At 61.4% G+C, this 19,886-nt stretch carries 9 protein-coding genes; 8 read left to right on the top strand and 1 reads right to left on the bottom strand.

Translation table 11 applies throughout. The annotated features are described in order from the left end of the window. The first annotated feature begins 685 nt into the window (after positions 1-685). The 7 genes from LLH00_17765 (at position 686) to LLH00_17795 (ending at position 19,085) form a co-directional block, all read left to right on the top strand. On the top strand, positions 686-5,254 hold the full coding sequence (locus tag LLH00_17765) for a T9SS type A sorting domain-containing protein (protein ID MCE5273128.1): 4,569 nt from the start codon (positions 686-688) through the stop codon (positions 5,252-5,254). Between the two features lie 394 nt (positions 5,255-5,648). Then, positions 5,649-10,169 carry a hypothetical protein gene (locus LLH00_17770; GenBank protein ID MCE5273129.1) on the top strand — a complete coding sequence of 1,507 codons (4,521 nt, stop codon included), beginning with the start codon at positions 5,649-5,651 and terminating at the stop codon, positions 10,167-10,169. Positions 10,170-10,580: 411 nt separating this feature from the next. Continuing rightward, positions 10,581-11,498: a fibronectin type III domain-containing protein gene (locus LLH00_17775; GenBank protein ID MCE5273130.1), complete on the top strand. Its 918-nt coding sequence runs from the start codon at positions 10,581-10,583 to the stop codon at positions 11,496-11,498. A gap of 32 nt (positions 11,499-11,530) precedes the next feature. Further along, entirely contained in the window at positions 11,531-15,721 is a 4,191-nt protein-coding gene (locus tag LLH00_17780; protein MCE5273131.1) for an FG-GAP-like repeat-containing protein, read from the top strand. Positions 15,722-15,740: 19 nt separating this feature from the next. Beyond that, entirely contained in the window at positions 15,741-16,379 is a 639-nt protein-coding gene (locus tag LLH00_17785) for a tetratricopeptide repeat protein (protein ID MCE5273132.1), read from the top strand. Positions 16,380-16,385: 6 nt separating this feature from the next. Further along, positions 16,386-17,288, top strand: a complete 903-nt coding sequence (locus tag LLH00_17790) for a tetratricopeptide repeat protein (protein MCE5273133.1) — start codon at positions 16,386-16,388, stop codon at positions 17,286-17,288. A 189-nt stretch (positions 17,289-17,477) separates the two neighbouring features. Further along, complete coding sequence (locus tag LLH00_17795) at positions 17,478-19,085, top strand: radical SAM protein (GenBank protein ID MCE5273134.1); 1,608 nt, start codon at positions 17,478-17,480, stop codon at positions 19,083-19,085. A 39-nt stretch (positions 19,086-19,124) separates the two neighbouring features. On the opposite strand, the gene rpmB is transcribed toward LLH00_17795, so the two are convergent. Further along, positions 19,125-19,316: a 50S ribosomal protein L28 gene (rpmB, locus tag LLH00_17800; GenBank protein ID MCE5273135.1), complete on the bottom strand. Its 192-nt coding sequence runs from the start codon at positions 19,314-19,316 to the stop codon at positions 19,125-19,127. A gap of 261 nt (positions 19,317-19,577) precedes the next feature. Here rpmB and LLH00_17805 point away from each other — a divergent pair. Beyond that, on the top strand, positions 19,578-19,886 hold a 309-nt coding region (locus tag LLH00_17805), incomplete at its 3' end, for an NAD(P)-binding domain-containing protein (GenBank protein ID MCE5273136.1).

Genomic DNA, 19,886 nt, shown 5'->3' on the forward strand with positions numbered 1-19,886 from the left:
CTGTAATGCGATGTGGGATTTTCTGTGCGATTTCAGCCAGGAGCGCCCGTTTCCGTGCAGCAACAGCCGCCGCACCGGTTATTCTGCTGACCATTACAGGCTGGGAGTCCAACGGTTAAGCCCGGCCCGTGAACCATAGCAAGTCAAAACTAAAGTTTGAAAGCAGGATGCCGATTTAACTCTTTAGGCCAAGTATTTGAGTTCAGTCTTGACTCCCGGGGATTCCTGTGTCCGGGATAGGGGATGAACCGCCCGCTGAAAGCCTCAGGGCTCGAGGCGAGTGGTTGTGACTGTATTGTCCTTCCATGTCGGGCCAGGTGAGGTGTTTCAGACCGGAGGAAAAGATAAGGTAAAAAATTCCAGAGAAATTGTCCCTAAACATAAAATTCAGACTGCAAGATTCACTTTGTTCGACGCAGAGGCCGCGGAAACTGTGAGTTTCCAAACTTTTTTTAAAGTTTGAAGGGCCTGCGCCGATTTAAAGAAGTAGTGTATTGCCCCTTTCTACGCTCAAACTTGGCCAGATGCATGCAAATTTGAACAAAATTGACGGGAACGCTTGAAGGACAATATGTAAAGGAGGGGACATGGTATTCTGCTATGATACGGGGTGACAGAACAGCAGTGCTAGTTTCCAGGAGGGGAACTAATCTGAAGTAAACGAACTTTTCTCAAGGAGAGAAAAATGAGAGCTTTACTTAAGGTGACCCGAGTAATCACCTTACTCACTTTTCTGATCACGCTATCATACGTGCAGTCGTACGCGCAGAATACCGCCCCCGTGCCGACAACCTTTGAAATCCTCAGCCCGGCGGACGGTAACTTCCCGTTCCAGATCAATACAAGTTATGGAACGGCTACGGGCAAAAACCACCGGATTTTCTACGGTGGTGATTTTGCCTCTTCGTCCGTGGCCAACAGCCCGTTCCTGGGGTTCACCCTGCCAGCGGCGGCTGTTGCTACCGGCAACCTCACCGACAGCCGTCTGACCCTGGGCGGCACGGCGAGTGATATCGCCGGTGCTCTCGCAGGTGTCGACATTTTTGCGGTCGCCAACCTTCCCGGCATTGACCCGACCACGAATGTGGATCGTGTCGCCGCTGCTTTCGACGATGACGACGCGGGCGGAGCCGCCGGGGTTCTGGATTACCATGGCGCCAACGGCTTCATCGCGATCAACGAGGAAGATTCCCTGGTTATCCGTCTGACCGGCTATGTCGATCCTAATAATACGCTGGTGACGGCTCAGGGTGTTGCAAGTGATTTCTCCGGCGCCAACATGAAGAGCATGTCATATGCTTTCGATCTGGCGCACCCGTCCAATGATTCGGCCAACGGCGTCAAATATGGCGTGGTCCCCTCCACTCTGCCGGCCGGCGCCAACTTCAACGGCGGGATTTTCACCTGGGTGCCCAATTTCATTCAGGGCGACGGCGCCACGGACAACAGCGTCCGCGGCGGGCGTTTCTTTGTCGACGCCAACATTTCCAGCGGCGCTACTGCTTCCGAGACAGCGACCAGAACGGCGCTGGACACTGTCAGTGAGGATGCCACCGTTCACCCGACCAATCATCAGTTTATTGGACGTGGCAAGGGTGAGCTGAAAGACAGTCTGTACGTAATCCTGTTCACGGCCACGGATGACGGAATTCCGTCGAAAGTGGGTACGGATTCCCTGTTCATTATGGTCAACGACTCCATCGCCAACCCCGCGCCCATAATCACCAAGCGCGAGGTCATCAACCGTCAGGGCCTGCTGCGCACCTATACCAAGAGCAGTGTGCAGTTCGCCTCTGATTCGCTCCTGCACTACAGCGAGGGTGACAGCATCGTCATCACTTACTACGCTGTGGATCAGGACAGCGCGCGCGGTGAAATCAACGACGTCCTAGACTACTCGGTAGTCAATTGGAGCAATTTCATCCACCGCGCGAGCAGCCATATCGATTCGATGGCTCTGGACACCGTGTCGATAAAGACCCCTGGAACTCCGGGCTCTTTCCGCGTGCGGCTCAAGGTGGCCTTCAATGTGGGCGACACCGCGACCAGCGATACTCTCGCTCTCGTCGTCAAGGTGCATGATTCGTCAGGCAACGATGTTCCGGACACGATGCTGTTCAGGATCGCCAACGTGAATCGCGCTCCGATCTGGGATTCGGACACCAGCAGCAAGCCTACACCTTACCACCTGGTGTACTCGCTCGATCCGGGCGCAGTCGATGCCGACAGCATCAATGATTTCCTGCCCATCGCTGTGGCGAATGGCCGGACAGATTCGATCACTTTCACCAAGTACATCTATGACCCGGACGTCCTGATCGGTGATTCGCTGGGCAACAGCATCAGCTATTCGCAGGTCGGTTCGCCCTCGGGCGCCACGTTCCTGCCCAACGGGCTGATGGTGCTGCTGCTGACGAGCACCGACACCACGAGCTATCCGTTCACCATTAAGGGCACGGACAGCTTCACTCCGGACCCGAAGACCGGCAACAAGGTGCTGATCCTGCGGGTGGCCCCGGAACCTCTGGTCGCCTCGGTGTACCCGTACACGGCCTATCCCGGCCAGAACATCACCCTCTTCGGCAGTGGGTTCGGTCTGTATGACGAGAAGAGCACCACTCCGAGCAAGGTCACTTTCCGTGCCCGCAACAGCTCCGGTGTGGCTCAGAACCTGGTTGCCACGATCAATTCCTGGGGTCGCGACCGGATCAACCTGACCGTGCCCGCCGGTGCTCCCGTTACGAAATGGGATATTACCAGAAACATATGGATTCCGGATACGATCCAGGTGAATTCGGCTGTGTTCAATTCGCCGACTTACTATCCGTTTGTCATCTCGGAGTATGACAGCACCAGAGTGACCCAGTTCGAGCTGGCCAACCTGAGCTCGACCTCGGTGCGGTTAAAGTGGGAGACCGCTTTCTCCGGTATCGACAGCGTGGTGGTAGCTACAGAGGAAGATACGCTGCACCTGGACGACGCGGGCGTGACAGTCCCGTTTAATCCTGTGTTCAAGGTCACTACGAGCCAGGTCAATTCGGCGGCGCAGGTTTACCACGGTGCGACCACCTCGACGGACCAGCTCCACTATGTCACGATCACCGACCTGGTGCCGAACAAGGTCTACCGTTTCTTCCTCGGCATGAGCAACGGGTATTTCTTCGGGGATACCTCAGGCCGGGTCAACGGCCCGTACAAGCCGGCCAAGATCAATCGTACAAGCCCGACCTTCAACAACGGAATCAAGGGCTTCAAGTTCAAGACCCTGCCGACGCAGTCTGCCAGCGGCGAGACGTTCGTGGTCGAGGGTGACGCCTACACCGGCACCGGTGCGGCGGTGAACTCCATCGTCACGGTGAAGGTGGTGGATTATCAGAATGTGTCCGACACCGCACTGGCCCTGACTTCCATCGTCCAGAGCGACAGCTCCTGGTTCGTCAACCTGGGCAACGCCGTGACCGACACGTTCGATGTGCCGGACCGTGTGTTCCATCACAAGCAGGGTGATTACCTCATCGTCACCATCGAGGGTGGCGCGGAAATCGGAACCAAGCAGTTCACCACCACGCGTGGCGCGAGCACCCCGCAGCGCATCGATTTCACGGCTACCGGCATCCGTCTGGCCCCGGTCGTGAACTATGACATGCGCCTGAAAGTCGGTCTGAACCTGGTCGGTCTGCCGGTGGAGCTGTTCGTCGGCGAGCCTGCCAACGCCGAGGCGCTGCTCAATCGCATCGCCGGGGGGCTGCCCTCGATCACCCGTTATGTTCCGGCCACCGGCACCCAGGAGACTATCGCCCGGGCCATCACCGGCACCACCGGACGCGGGTTCATCGGCGCGGAAAACTTCAATCTGGCCCTGTTCCAGGGTTACTTCGTCAAGACGACCCAGGAACAGTATGTTACGCTCAATGGAAGCCTGATCGGCGATTCGCTGGGAGTTCAGACTTTCCAGAATGCGGCTTACTACTGGATCAGCCGCCCGGCGCAGTCTTCCAATCTGTTCTTTGCTTGGAGCGCCAAGATCATGCTGGCCAACATCGCCAACCTGAGCGAAATCTTCCGCTACAACGAAGAAGATCAGCATTGGGAGAGCGGCTACATTGAGCCGATCAGCGGTGCTTTCGGCGGCGATGATTTCCACATCGACGTGAGCGAGGGCTATGTCCTGAACATCACGGCCGCCAGCCAGTGGGACCCGAACACCCCGGCGAGCCTGCTGCTGGCCAATGCCTCGGCCAAGTTCGACAACCTGACCGAGAACATGCCGTCGCTGACTCTCAACACGGCCAACGCCACCAAGGCGCCTGAGGGCGCTTCGGCGACCCTGCGCGGCCTGACCCTCACCGATGTCACCAGCTCGGCCGCCACGCTGTCCTGGCTGACTGACGTGAACGGCAAGGCCCTGGTGCGCTACGGCAAGGCCGGTGAGAGCCTGAACCAGACCGCCGAGTTCGACAGCAAGTCGCTGGATGGTGCCATGCGGATGGTCCAGTTGCTGAAGCTGGAGGCCGAGACCGAGTATAATTACGAGGTCGTGATCAACGGCACCACCTACAACAACAACGGCCAGCCGTTCACCTTCACCTCGGCCAAAGTCGGCACCGGGCTGCCCTACACGGTGTTCGGCCGCCTGCTGGACGAGAGCGGCAACCCGCTGTCCAAGGCTCTGGTCTATGTCGAGCTGAAGAACAAGGATGAAGTCAGCCTGCCTCTGCTGGCCGTGACCGATGCGAAGGGTTACTGGGACATCAACCTGGCCAACTTCAAGAAGACGGCCGACGGTGAAGTGTTCCCGTGGAACGTGGGGAACGAGATTCTGGTGAACGCGATCTTCCAGAACGCCTCCATCCCGTTCCGCACCCTGGTCAGCGGCGCCAGCCCGCAGAACGTGGTCAAGGCCTCCGACCTCGACGCAATGGTTGCGGCGCAGAAGAAGGAAACCGCTCGGGTCGCTCTGCCCAAGGCGTTCGCCCTGGCGCAGAACTATCCGAACCCCTTCAACCCGTCGACCACCATCTCCTACGACATCCCCGACTCGAAGGTCGAGGGTGTGGGTGTCGAGCTGAAGGTCTACAACCTCCGCGGCCAGCTCATCCGCAGCCTGGTCAACGAGGTCAAGCAGCCCGGCCAGTATGTGATCCAGTGGAACGGCCGGGATGAAAAGGGTGACATGGTCTCCTCCGGTGTCTACTTCTACCGGATCAAGGCCGGTGACTTCACCACCACCCGTAAGATGGTCCTGCTGAAGTAAGGTTACGGCAGGATTCAAGTCAGAGCGGAGCGGCCGGGGGAGCAATCCCCCGGCCGCTTTGTTTTTGGCTCCACCCGCGCCCGATCCGCACCCACCCCTCGAAACTTCCCTGTCCGACCTCCCGGGTATTCCTTAAAGCACGGCGCGGAAAATAATGCCCTGTTATTTGCTTTAAAATTGGCATAGAATGTGGCAAAAATTACCCTCATGCTGTTGCCGGCAGATTGCTCTCTTTTTTCGGTTGTGTCTAAGTGGTTGTAATTGAACAGGATGGACACGGCATTCCTCTATTGGCACGCATGTTGCCATACTCTGCACCAGCATAACCCGACTCGAAACTGAAAAATTGTTCCGGTTTAACGGATTAGACCACCACTTCTCAAGGAGTGAGCAGATGATGTCCCGTGTCCGTCCTCTCATCGCCTTAACGGCCCTGGCGCTGGTCCTGGTTCCGTTGGGACTGCTGGCGCAGAACACCGCTCCGGTGCCGACCACTTTCGAAATCATCTCTCCACCGGACGGCAACGCCTCCTCGCTGATCAACACGAATTTCAGCACAAACAAGCGTGTTTTCTACGGAGGCGATTTCTTTTACCCGACCTCGAACAACAACGTGGGCGGGTTCCTGGGTTTCACCGACATCCTTAACAAGAATACAACCGTGGTCGCTCGCGGCAACACCAGCGGCAGCCGTCTGACCCTGGGTGGAACCGAGTACGGCTCCGATCCGGATTTTGGAACGAGCGGTGGGGCTTCAGTGGCCAACCTGCCCGGCTCGCGCATATTGGCGACGAGTTACGATCCGGATGATCTCGGCGGCGGAAGCTACCTGGTCTACACCGGCATGAACGGTTTCATCGCGATCAACGAGGGTGACACCCTGGAGATCAACATCTCCGGTTTCATCGATCCGAACAACAAGATGGTGAAAGGGGATCAGGCCGCGGATCAGGATTTCACCGGCCGCAACCTGAAAAGCCAGAACGGTGACGGCACATCCGGCTACGACGGGGCCAACAACGTCACTTTCACCGCCCTGAACCTTCCCGCCGGCGCCACTTTCGTGGGCAACCGCCTGCGCTGGGTCCCCAGTTTCGTGCAGGGTGACGGCGCCACGGACAACAGTATCCACGGCGGACGGTATTTCGTGGATGCCAATATCTCCAACGGCAGCACAACTTCCGAAACCTCCAGCGCCGCCGGCGACACCAGCAGCAGCGCCGTCAAGGTCGGCGTCGGTGTGGGCGAACTGCGCGACAGCCTCTACGTCATCTATTTCAAGGCCACCGACGACAGCAACCAGGGCAACGACACCGCCATCGACAGCCTGTTCATCATGGTCAACGACTCGCTGCCCAACCCCACGCCGCGCTTTACCAAGCGCACCATGCTGCGCAAGGATTCTCTGGGTGTGAGCCAGACCCGGGCTTTCAACTACCTGGCCGGAGTGGAGGACACCCTGTTCAGCGTGTTCGAGGGTGACAGCGTGGTGCTCACTTTCTACGCCCAGGACCAGGACAGCCTTCAGGGGGAGAGCAACGACCCCATCGCTTTCGGCCTGCTCTGGAACGACAACCTCAAGGGTGTTCCAAAGGGCGGGACGACCACCGGCCCGATAGCCGGGTTCAACCAGTTCATCCACCGTGCCGGCACGGTCGACACCCTGCTGGCGGACACCGTCTCCAGTCTAACCGGCGGAGCGATCCCCAGTTTCAAGGTCAAGCTTCAGATCCCGTTCAACCTGGCCACCAGCGATGAGAAAGCCGATACCCTGGTGGTAATGGTTTCCGACGGCACCACGATCGCGGCCGACACTTTCGCCCTCAAGGTGCGCAACACCAACCGCGCACCCATCTGGGACGGCGACAGCACCAGTCTGCCGCCGGACAGCGCCCTGGTGTTCAGCCCCAATCCGGCGGCGGCCAAGCCCGACAGCATCCAGGTCGTGGGGCCTTTCACCCTGAACAACAACCAGACCGACAGCACCTATTTCTCGCGCTACGTCTACGATCCCGATTTCCTCTGCGGGGACAGTCTGGGCTGGCCGCTCAGCTTCTCCCACAGCGGGGACTATCAGGGCGCATTGAACACCAGCACGGGCCTGAACGTCTTCCGTCCGAGCGTGTCCGACACCCTGACCTACACTTTCAACATCACGGCCACTGACAACAACAGCCATGGCGCCAAATCCAGCGCCCAGCAGGTGCGCTTCCGCGTGGCCCCGGCCCCCACAATCTCGCGGGTGACCCCGGCCAAGGGCTCGATCAACCAGGAGTTCACGATCTTCGGCAGCGGGTTCGGCCTGTTCGACCGCAACGTCGAGGACACGAGCAAGGTGATTTTCTACGCCACCGACCTCAACGGCCGCCGTCAGAACATAGCGGCCAAGATCATCTCCTGGGCCAAGGACAAGATTGTCGCCTCGGTGCCCTCGGGCGTTCCGGTCTCGCGCCTCGACCGGAGCCTCAGCTTCCTGGTGCCCGACACGATCAAGGTGATCAGCGCGATCTACGGCGGGTTCGACACCTACCCGTTCACCGTGCTGGTCGATTCGGGCGGATACGAGAACATCGAGGTGGTCAATATCTCCGCCACCAGCGCCATGCTCCGCTACCGCACGAATTTCAACGGCGCCGACAGCATCGTGGTGGCGGCCAGCAGCGACACGCTGGACATCCACAGCGCGGCGTTCACCGATGTGAATAAGTTCAACGGCTTCCCGACATTTGTCGAATACAACTCCGGTCTGTCCGAGATCCGCAGCTCGGTGACCGTGTTCAAGGACGAGACCTCGGCGGATGACGGGATCCACGTGATCCAGTTGACCAACCTATCGCCCGGGACGCTCTACCGCTTCTTTATCGGCTCGTCCAACGGCGTGTTCGCGGCGGACAGCCTGCGCAACATCAACGGGCCCTACCGGCCCAAGAAGGTCGACCGCACCACCGCGGCCAAAAACTCCACCCTGACCGCGTTCAAGCTGCGCACGCTGCCGTCCAGCGGAACCAACAGCAGCATGTACACGCTCAAGGGCAAAGTCTACTATTCGGGCGGCGCGGCCGTCAACGCCACGGTCCGGCTCAAGGTGGTGGATGCCACCAGCACTGCCGACACCTCGCTGCCACTGGTTGCCACCGTGGGCAGTGACAGCCTCTGGGAACTGAACCTGGCCAACCTGCGTAAGTCGGACGGCAGCGGGTTCAGCCACGCCCAGGGCGATTACCTCCTGTTGGAGTTCGACGGGGCCGAGAAGGGCTTCGAGCAATACGACACCCTGCGCGCCGCCGACGCGGCCAGCCCGATGGCGATCAACAAGGTCAAGCTCGTGCCCTACGTAAGCTACGACCTCGAACTCAAGACCGGCCTGAACCTGATCGGCCTGCCTCTCAACCTGTTCAAGGGTCAGCCCTCCACGGCCCACGCCATTCTGGGCATGATACTGGGCGGCACCCCGGCCCTGTCGCGCTATGTCAGCTCCACAGGCATGCAGGAGTCGATCACCCGGGCGATCAGCGGCTCCTATGTTGGCGCGGCCGATTTCAACATCGCGATCGAGGATGGCTATTTCATCAAGGTGAACTCCGAGAACCACCTTCTGCTCGAGGGACGTGCCTTCACGCGCAACGTGCCGATCATCCAGTTCCCGGCCGCCGGACAGTTTTTCGTCTCGCGCCCGGCGCAGGATGATATGTTGTTCCGCTCCTGGGACGCCAACAGCGTGTTGAAGGCCGTAACCGGTATACAGGCAATCTATCGTTACGAACCCAGCACCCAGGAATACAAGCAGTATTTCAAGGACGGCACGAGCTATCGGGGTGAGAACTTCGGTATCGACGTGGGCCAGGGCTACATCTTCCAGGTCACCGCGGCCTCGAGCTGGAACCCCAACGTCAGTGGCACCCTGCTGGCTGCGGACAACACTTCGGGCGCCACCAAGACGCCCTCGATCGCCCTCGATCTGGGTAACCGCTCGGTCGCGGGCAACGCTCCGGGGATCCATGTGTCCAATGTCACCAGCTCGGCGGCCACGTTCACCTGGGCCGCCACGGTCCAGACGCCGGGCGTGCTGCACATGACCGATCCGGACGGCAGGGAGACGCTGGTGCAGCCCAGGACCCTGGAGGGTGGGTTCAGCTACGCCCTGGTCAGCGGCCTGAAATCCGGCGTCGAGTACCGTTACTCGGTGGACGGCCTGAGTGGCCAGAGCGTGGCCCAGACAATGGCTGGCACTCTGACCACGGCCCAGTTGGGCGCCGGGCTTAACCTCTACACTCTGTACGGCCGCCTGACCGACAGCCAGGACCAGCCCCTGGCCGGGATGCTGGTGTTCCTCAAGCTGACCGGGGCCGAGAGCGGCGAACAGACCGGGACGATCTGCGCCGCGACCGACCGGGACGGCATGTGGACGCTCAACCTGGCAAACCTGAAGGAAAGTGGCAGCGGCATACCCTACAAGTGGTCGGCCGGCGACAAGATAGACCTGACCGTGCTGGGACTGGGCGTGAGCCGCAGCTTCTCCTCAACGGTCAAACCGGAAAGCCCGCACAATTTCGCCCTGGACCTGCAGGCCGGTTCGGAGAAGACCGCAACGGACGCCAGCAGCGGGAATGTTCCGGCTGTGCTGCCCAAGTCTTTCAGCCTGGCCCAGAACTCGCCCAACCCGTTCAACCCCTCGACCACCATTCGCTACGCGGTGCCCGAGGGCGCGGGACTGGTCTCGGTGCGGCTGGATGTGTTCAACCTGCGCGGCCAGATGATCCGCAACCTGGTGACTGCTCTGCGTGAGCCGGGCGAGTACCAGGTGGAATGGGACGGCACCGATTCAGCCGGGCGCCGCGCCTCCAGCGGGGTCTACTTCTACCGCCTGACCACACCCTCGTTCCGGGCCATGCGCAAGATGATCATCCTCAAGTGAGGTGGAACGGGTGAGGCCCTGGGCCTCAACTGGAATCAACCCCGGCAGGGGCGGGTCACAGACCCGCCCCTGTTGTTTTTCAGGGAGAACCTTGCTCAGGCTTTGGCATTCGGGGCTGGCAGGGGAGATTTGTTTTTCCCGGCGGCCGGAAAAATTTGCCAGCCATTCCCGGGCGGACGGCCTAAACAAGAAAAAGCCGAGATGCGTTATGCCGGCGCAATGGGTTGCATAGCCCTATGTTTTCGTTTTCGGGGCTGGATGTAAGAGGGCTACTGCTGTGATTCCGCCGTGGCGGAAAAGGAATGTTCCGCGGCCGAAAGGGAGCAAGCTGTGGTATGGATATTGCAAAGACCAGGATATGAAAGATGCAAACCAGCCACCCTTTTCGATAAAGCTTTGAAAGGAATCAATATGCGCCCTTCATCCACCATCCTGACTCTGGCTCTGGCCGCCCTGATTTTCCATGTGACGCCCTCGGTTGCCGCCGAGATCAAAATGACCGGTCTGGCCTGCACCGACCTGTCCATCACCAGCGCCCGCGTTTCCTGGCTCACCGACGCCCAGACCCTCGACAACCGGGTCGAGGTGCGGGAAAAGGGCTCCGATTCGCTGCTGGTTTTCACGGACGAATACGCGAGCGAGACCTACACGCACCTGATCGCCCTGATCGGCCTCAAGGTGGGCACGGAATACGAGTACCGTCTGCGCTCCGACAGCACACTCTGGGACAACAGCGACCGCTGGTACTCGTTCAAGACTTTCCTGGAGACTGTGGGCGGCGGGACACCCTGGACGGCCCATGGCAGCCTGTTCGATGGGCAGGGCGAGCCGCTGGACCGCTGCCTGGTGCGTCTGCAGGTGAGACGGGCCAACGGTGACCGTTCGGTAGTGAAGACCGTGCTGAATAAAAGGGGCGGGACCGGTGAGGTGGCCGGGCAGTGGGACGTGGACATGACGACCGTGCGGGAGGAACTCACCGGCTATGCGTTCAATCCCGGCGCCGGCGACCGGCTGTTCATCGAGTACTTTCCCAACTACTGGACCAACGACACGGACAGCTCGGTGGTGCTCCAGGGAAGCGCCAGCTTTTTCATTCCGGCCCACACGGTTCAGGTCTACGATCCGAACCTGGGGATGCGCGGCGACCTGGACAACAACGGAAAAGTGAACGTTTTCGACCTTCTCGATATCCTTAAAGTTCTGGGCGGCTCGAAGCCGGTCGCCGGTGACCAGCGCCTGGCCTTTGCGGCGGACGTGGACGGCAACGGCCGGTACGATGTCTTCGACCTGCTGGCCCTTTTACGGTTGATGAGCGGCAGTGCAGCCTGAGCCGTACCTTTGAAAACACGAAAGGTGAAAAGATGGCCAACACAAAAGTTCTGCACCGCTTCGCATTGACCGTCCTGTTCGCCCTCGGCCTTGTCCTGGCGCTGTGGATGCCAGACGCGGCGCAGGGGGCACAGGAGCCGCTTGAAATCACCGACCTTCAGGTGTCCAACCAACTCGGCAACGCTTTTGTCGTTTCCTGGCGCACCAGCCGGCCGACTTTCAACAACGTTCTGCTTTACGGTAAAAACAGCCTCAACCTGGACAGAGTGATGGGGGACTCCACAATTTCCTCCGGTAAGTCGAGCGTTATCCATTATGTCCAGCTCGTGTACCTGGATATCAACACCACCTACTTTTTCAAGGTGCGCAGCGACGGGGTGGAGTATTCGGTCAGCCCCATGGGTGTGGACTCGGTGGTCACTTTTTCGCAAAAGCTCCCTCCGGCGGCGATCCTGTTCTACGGCCAGGTGGTCAACAGTTCCACCCATGATCCGCTGGAGCGCGTGCTGGCCCGTTCGTACCTCAAGACAATCCGGCCCGGCGTCGGCGGCACGACAGTGGTCGACAGTTCCACGTGGTACTCCTTGCTTACCGACGTTCAGGGTATATTCCAGTATGACCGGGCCAATTACCGTGACTTCAACGGGTCGGTTTTCGTATACCGTCCCGGCCTGACCTGGATCCACCTCGAGCTGCTTGGCACCTCCCAGGGTACGGTGACTGACAGTGTTCTGCTGACTGCTACAGAATCCACTTTGTTGCAGGATCTGGGAGTGTTCCTGCTGGTCGATGAACGCGAGGCCCTGAACGGACGGGTCAGAGCCACCGGACCGGTGCTGGCCAATGGCCGCAGCGCCTCGGTGGTCCGGGTGACAGTGCTGGACAAGACAAAAAAGCCGGTCTCCAATGTGGAGGTCCGCCTGCGCGCCGCCGTGGGCTACGAGCAGGGCGTCACCTTCCATCAGCCCACCACGCCCACGGATGTCAACGGCATGACCTGGGGCCTGGTCCATTCCACGGTGTCCGAGACCAAGATCATCCAGGCGCTCAATGTCAGCCGTCCCGACAGCGCCGCCCTCGACTCCACGGCGATGATCAATTTTGTCACTCCGCCCGGCGATATCACCCAGGACAAGACTCCGCCGTTCATCTATTTCACCACAGAGTACGCCGACACGAACGACAATCTCGGCCCCTACAACATCACGGCCAGCGTGGTGGACAATTTCACCCCGGTTGTCAGGATGGCCTGGAGCGTATCCGGCAACGTCTACAAGGACACGGTCCTGATGATGGCCCAGGCGGGCACGGACGATTTCCGCTACGGGATTCCGGGCCAGGCCTACAACTCGGTGGTCAATTACTTTGTAATGGCCTCCGACTCAGCCGGGTTCCGGGTCTCGAGCCCCGACTCCTTCATCAGCAACCCGTTCCTGCTGCCCTACCGCTTCGAGGTGCTGCCCCCGGGCGGCAGCCCCGAGGCCAAGATGGGCATCACCCACACCACCGAGCTGTCGAACACCACCAACACCACCCGTCCGCGCCGGGTCGAAACCTGGGTGACCGCGCATTCCGGCGTGCGCACTGCGGTGATCAAATGGCGCAACGCCAAAGAGAGTGAGACGTTCTTCGACGTGGTGATGGAGCATTACGGCTCGCATTACTGGGGCAGCATCCCGGCCAAGCCGGTGGGCAGCCGGATCGAGTATTTCATCCAAGTGACCGATTCCCTGGGCCGGGTGGATGCCGACCGACGGCGCGCTCCCCTGTCCGATCTGTACAGCTACGAGGTGCTGGCCGCGGGGCCGCGCTCCGAGGCCAGTTATGTCGACACGACCATGTATCTGGGCACGACCGACGCGCACCGCTCCGAGCAGGCGGCGGTGGGAGATTTAAACGGCGACCGCTATCCGGACGTGGTGACCGCCAACTACGGCGAGCCCAACAGCGTCTATTTCTACAACCAGTACGACGGCGCCCTGCACGAGGTGACCTCCCAGGCCATCAGCATACAGCCCTCGGACAAGAGCAACTCGGTGGCTGCGATCGACGTGGACGCGGATGACGACCTGGACCTCGTGTTCGGCAACGACGGGCAGCAGAGCCGTCTCTACATCAACAACGGCAAGGGCGCTTTCGACGATGTCACAACGCGCACAGTGGCCGAAGGTGTCACGCGCATGCCCGCCGAGGCCTGGCACACGGTCATGGTCCTGGCCGATGATTTCAACGGCGACGGGGCGATCGACCTGTACATGGTCAACAACACCCCGGGCGGAGAGGTGAACCGCCTGCTGTTCAACGACAGCCTGGGCGTGTTCCGCGACGTCACCAACCTCTACATCCTCAACTCCCAGGCCGACCAGAGCGTCTGGGCCTGCGCCGGCGATATCGACGGGGACAAGGACATCGACATCGTGGTGATCAACCGGGCGCAGAACCACGCAATCCTTACCAACAAGGGCAAGGGAATATTCCAGCGCAGTGAGATAACCGCGGCCAGCGCGGCCCAGGCCCACGGTGGAGAGCTGGTGGATGTGGACGGGGACGGCGACCTGGACCTGGTGGTCGCCCAGAGCAACACCCAGCAGAACGAGCTGTTCCTGAACAACGGGCGGGGCGTGTTCACGCGCGACACCCAGCGCCTGCCCGCGGAGAGCGACAACACCTACGGCGTGCGCTCTTTCGACGCCAACATGGACGGCTACCCGGACCTGTACTACGTCAATTACAGCCAGGCCAACCGTCTGCTGCTCAACGACGGCACCGGCTATTTCTCAGAGGCGCCCGCCGGAATGATGCCCACCTGGATCGGCGTGTCGACCTCGGTGGGCCTGACCGATTTCAACCAGGACAGCCGTCCCGACCTCTACATCACCCAGGAGGACCGGCGCAACACCCTGGTGTTCAGCCGCGCCCGTCTGATCAATCCCAGCGACCTGCCCTCACGCTTCGACCTGATAACCCCGACCCGGTCGGATACGGTCAGCGCGACCCAGGTCACTTTCATCTGGCACCGGAGCTATTCCGAAGACAGCACGGACGTGGTGCGCTACGGTTTCGACCTGTCACTGGACAGCCTGTTCAGCGCCAGCAAGATTGTCAATCAGTACACCACCCTGTCCGACACCACGCTCACCCTGAGCGACCTGCCGGACAACACCCGTTTCTGGTGGCGGGTCTACGCCCAGAACAGCACCCTGACGCCGGTGTATTCGAACAGCACCTTCTCTTTCGTTGTGAACACATCTTTCCTGGGCGGGACGCCGGAGTTCGCGGTGCTGCTCAGCCGCAACCCCGTGCTGACCGGCTACATGAACATCTACATCGTCTCCAGCGTCCCACTGGCCGCCGCCCCGCAGCTCACCGTGAACCTGTCGGCGCTCGGCGTGACCCGGATCGGTCAGAACGACATCTGGCGCGGCCAGTACTTCGCCCGCAGCGGGTTCCTGCTGTCGGTGACCGGCACCAGCCTCGGCGGCCGGCCCGGCGAATTCGTCCAGACCTATCCCTCGATGCTGGCCTCGGTCGGCGCCATGCAGTCCGCCTCCCTGCCGTCCTGGATCGAGCCTGCCGGGACCGGGTCGGTGGAGGTGCTGGTGGCGCATAACCTGCCGCCGTCGGGGAGCGCACTCAAGCACAAGCTGGAGAGCCTGAGCCTGCAAGGCCTGGGCGCAGGCGACGAGAGCCTTTCCTGCGAAAGCTACACCTTCATCCCGCTGGGCGAGTCCACCGCCGGCGGCTACAAGGTCTTCTTCCGCGCAACGGACGGTTTCCGGAGCGGGTTGGCGATCTGCCGCCTGGATGAGTCGGGCGGCTGGCAGGCCCTGGCCACGAGCTACGACCAGTCGCGGCGCCTCTACACCGCGACCAGCGCGACTATCGGCACTTTCGCCCTGCTGTCCGGGATGGGTCCGTCCGCGGCCGGACTGCCGCGGGCTTTCTCCCTGGGCCAGAACGTGCCCAACCCGTTCAACCCCTCCACTACGATCAGCTACCGTGTGCCCGAGGAAATGGGCACGGCTCAGGTGGAGCTCAAAGTGTACAACCTGCGCGGGGCGCTCGTGCGCACCCTGATCGACCGTGCCCACACGCCGGGTGTGTACTCGGTGGAATGGAACGGGTGTGACGAGGGCGGACGGGAACTCCCCAGCGGCATCTATTTCTATCGACTCAAGGCCGGTTCCATCGCGATCAACCGCAAGATGGTCTTGATCCGCTGAACCCCGGAGGGAGAGAAGTATGGAGAACACCAGGCTGAAGATTCTAACCGGGGGTCTGTTGCTGACCCTCGCTCTGGCCTGCGCATGCAGCACGCCCTCGGCCCCCGAGTTCAACATCGAGCCGGCCTATCTGAGCGATGTGTCCAAGGGTTGGAGTCTGTTCGCCCAAGGAAATTTCGCCCTGGCCGCGACCAGTTTCCGCTCCGCGATAGCCCGGGATGTGCAACAGGATTATTATGAGGCCCATATCGGCCTGGGCTGGGCCATGGCGATGCAGGATTCGCTGCAGAAGGCCGTGCTCAATTTCGACCTGGCGCTGGACCGCGCTCCGAAGGACTCCCGGGACAGCGTCAACATCCTGAGCGGCCTGAGCTTCGCCTACCGTGATCTCAACCCGCCCGATTACCAGAAAGTCCGGGATGACGCCGTGGTGGTGCTGGAGAAAGACCCGAGCTTCGTCTTCGCCTACCGCACCTCGATCAACGCGCAGGATGTCAAAGCGGTCCTGGCGGAGGCATATTTCAACCTCGGGCAGTACGAGGAGGCGGCCGCTATTGCCGACCCGGGCGGCACGCTCGACCCGAGCGCCGATGATTACAATCAGAAATTGCTTTCCAAGATCAATCAATTGCTCACTATCAGCCGGGAAGGAGTGTGAGCGGTGATGATGCGAGCAGCCCTGGCCACCCTTGCCCTCAGCCTGGCGTTCTGCCTGGCGCCGCAAAGCGCCGCGGCCCAGATGCAGACCGTCGAGCAGCTATACCAGGCCGGACAGAGCGTGGACCGGGCCAAGAAATATCAGGAGATGAACCTCTGGGATGAGGCCGAGCGCGAGTACTGGAACGCGGTGGCCGAGGATTTCAACAACATCCAGGCCCGGTTGGGGCTGGGCGAGGTCTATCGCCGCAAAGAGATGTTCGACAAGGCGATCGAGAACTACCAGATCGTACTGAAGCAGCAGCCCGACAACGTGGACGTGCAGTACATGATCAGCCTGTCGTACTATGACGCCCACCAGTACGCCAAAGCGCGCGAGGCCGCCGAAAAGGCCCTCCAGATGAACCCCGACCTGGCCAAGGCCGAAAACCTGGTGCGCCTGAGCGAGGTGAAGAACCAGGAGCAGCAGCAGGTGATGACCGAGCTGCGCCGCAAGGAGGAGGCCGCCCTGGTGCGCTACCGCGAGGTGCAGGATGTCAAGGAGTCGGCGCTGATCGGCAATTTCGTCCCCGGCTGGCGGCTGATCCAGACCGCCGAGACCCGGCCGATGCTGACCGGCTACACTATTCTGGGGGCCACGGCTGGGATGTTCCTGGCCGGCTACATGCTGCGCTCGGCCGGCTCCAAGAGCTACACCAGCGCGGTCCAGGCGCTCACCCGCGAGGAGTACCAGAGCTTCATCAACACGGGCCAGACCCGCTACAAGATAGGCGGCTACATGGTGGATGCCGCCCTGGGGATCACGTTGCTCAACCTGGTGGATTCATACTTTTTCGACCACCATATTTTCGGCGGACGCACGCGGGTCAAGCCCAGCCTGCCCGACCGCGACCGTCACCGCACCTATTGATCCTGCCCGCAGGACTATCCGCTTCTCTCCCCCGTGACGGCAGCCGTTGCGGGGGGGCTTTTTTTTGCCTATCTTTGCGCGGGATAGCTCACAGGCCGGTATGAGGTTCAATACACGGAGACGGGTGGCCTGCCCCGTTGAATACAGGATGCTTGCACCTTAAGGGACGGCAAAGATAAGGAAGTGGCGGTGGCCCGCTATGGAGAGACCGAAAATACTCGCACGAGCCTGCTCGACGCAGAGCGCGGCACGCTTGTCAGGAAAGACCGGGCGGCGCTGAACGTGGGCCTGGTGGCCCTCAGCCCCTATGACGTTGCCATGGCCAGTCTGGGCTTCCAGACCATCTACCGCCTGTTCAACGCCCATCCGGAGGTGCGCTGCGAGCGGGTGTTCTGCCTGGACCGCGACAACCCCGCCGCCGAGCGGAGCTGGCTGGCCCTGGAAAGCGGCGCGCCGCCCTCCACGTTCGATGTGCTGGCCCTGTCGCTGAGCTACGAGCAGGACTGCCTCTGGCTGCCGTTGTTCCTCCGGGCGATGGGCCTTCCGACCCGGGCGCAGGCGCGCTGGGGCAATCTCCCCGTGCTGCTGGCCGGCGGACCTGTGCCCAGCGGCAACCCGGAGCCGGTGGCCCCTTTTGTCGAGGCGCTGGGCCTGGGCGATGGCGAGGTTCTGGTGCCGGATTTCATCGACACCTGGCTGGAGAGCGCGCGGCGCACCTGGGAGCGGGGGGCGTTCCTGGAGGCGCTGGCCGCGCGGCCGGGGTTCTACATCCCCTCGCTCTACCGCGCCGAGATGTTGGCAGGGGAGGGAGGCGTGCTCGTGCCGCGGCCCGCAGTTCCAGCCGCTCCGGAGCGTGTCCGCCGTCAGAGCGCCCCGCTGACCGGCGATCCGGCCCACAGCGTGATAATCACCTCCAAGGCCCATTTTTCCGAGATGTTCATGCTGGAGCTGGCCCGCGGCTGCCGTCACGCCTGCCGGTTCTGCCTGGTCAGCCGGATCAACCGTCCCTGGCGGGTCTCCGACCCGCTCCGGGTGGAGGCGCTGTTGGAGAACGCGCCCGAGAGCGCCCAGGTGGCGGGCCTGGTCGGGACCAACCTCTGCGACTACCCTGAGCTGCCGCGCGTGCTGCGCGCGGTGCAAAAGCGCGGCCTGCGCCTGGGGGCCAGCTCGCTGCGCGTCGACACGCTGAACGACGAGATCCTCGGCCTGCTGCTGGAATGTGGCACGCGCAGCATCACCCTGGCCCCGGAGACCGCCAGCGCGGCCCTGTTGCGCGAGCTGGGCAAGCCCTCGGCCGCCGAGCTTCTGCCCTCGGTTGTGGCGCGGGCCTCCGAGATGGGGTTCGAGCAGGTGAAGCTGTATTATATGATCGGGCTGCCGGGTGAGAGCGAGGCCGACCGGGCAGCCCTGGGCGAGCAGGTGCGCGAGTTGGCCGGCAGCCTGGGTCCGCGCACCCGGCTGCGGATCAGCCTCAACCCGTTCGTGCCCAAGCCGCAGACCGCCTGGCAGGACGAGGCCATGCTCGCGCCGCGTCAGATCAAGGCGGCGCTGAACCAGGTGCGTCGGGCGCTGTCCCCGCTGCGGCGTGTGGAGCTTCAGTGCGAGCCGCCCGCCGGGAGCCTGATCCAGGCCCTGATATCGCTGGGCGATAGCCGTCTGGCAGCGGCCCTGGAGGCCGCCGAGCCGGAGGGGCGGGACTTTCTGGCCGCGGCCGGCCGGGCCGGGATCGACACGGAGGCTTTTCTGCACCAAAAGAAAAAGCCCTCCGCTCCGCGTCCCTGGGACCACGTGGAGTGAGGGCTTCTCACGAATTTTCGCCGCCGGATTCTGGCGCGCTCAGACCGCCTTGCTGACCTTACCGGAGCGGATGCAGCGGGTGCAGACCGTGGCGCGACGGTTCACGCCGCCTTCGCTGATCCGTATCTCCTGAAGGTTGGGCAGGAAACGGCGCTTAGTCCGGTTGTTGGCGTGGGAAACGTTGTTCCCGACACTTGGGATTTTCCCGCAGATTTCACAAACCTTGGCCATCATTCCTCCGTCGAATGGAAAGAAGACAAAATTTAAATCAATTCTGAAAAAAAGCAATGTTTTCGTCAATGTCTGCGGGCCTGCGCTCCGTGAGGCTTATCGGAGGTGTGCATCCGATCGGGAAGCGGAACCGGGGCTCCGGCAAAATTGATTGACTTGAAAATGCAGTACGGTTAAATTTCTGACTTTGAGCCCGGTCATCCGCTGCACTTTCGGGCTGTCCCAGGTCAGCTTTCATCCCGTTTCCAGAACGAGGTAAAGTTGAAACTTATTGAAAAAATCCAAAGCCGCAAGGCGGAAGTTGCAATCATCGGCCTCGGTTACGTCGGGTTCCCGCTGGCGGTTGAGTTCTCCTCTGCCGGGTTCTCGGTCACGGGCATCGATCTGAGCGAGTCCAAGGTCAAGGTGGTCAACCACGGCGGCAGCCATATCCCGGATGTCGACCCGGCGGTGGTCTCGCCCCTGGTGAAAAAGGGCCTGCTCAAGGCCACAACCGAGTTCGAGGCACTGGCCAAAGCGGATGCGATGTCGATCTGCGTGCCCACGCCGCTGAACAAGACCAAGAACCCG

The sequence above is a fragment of the bacterium genome (genome assembly GCA_021372515.1).
Taxonomy (GTDB): Bacteria; Gemmatimonadota; Glassbacteria; order GWA2-58-10; family GWA2-58-10; genus JAJFUG01.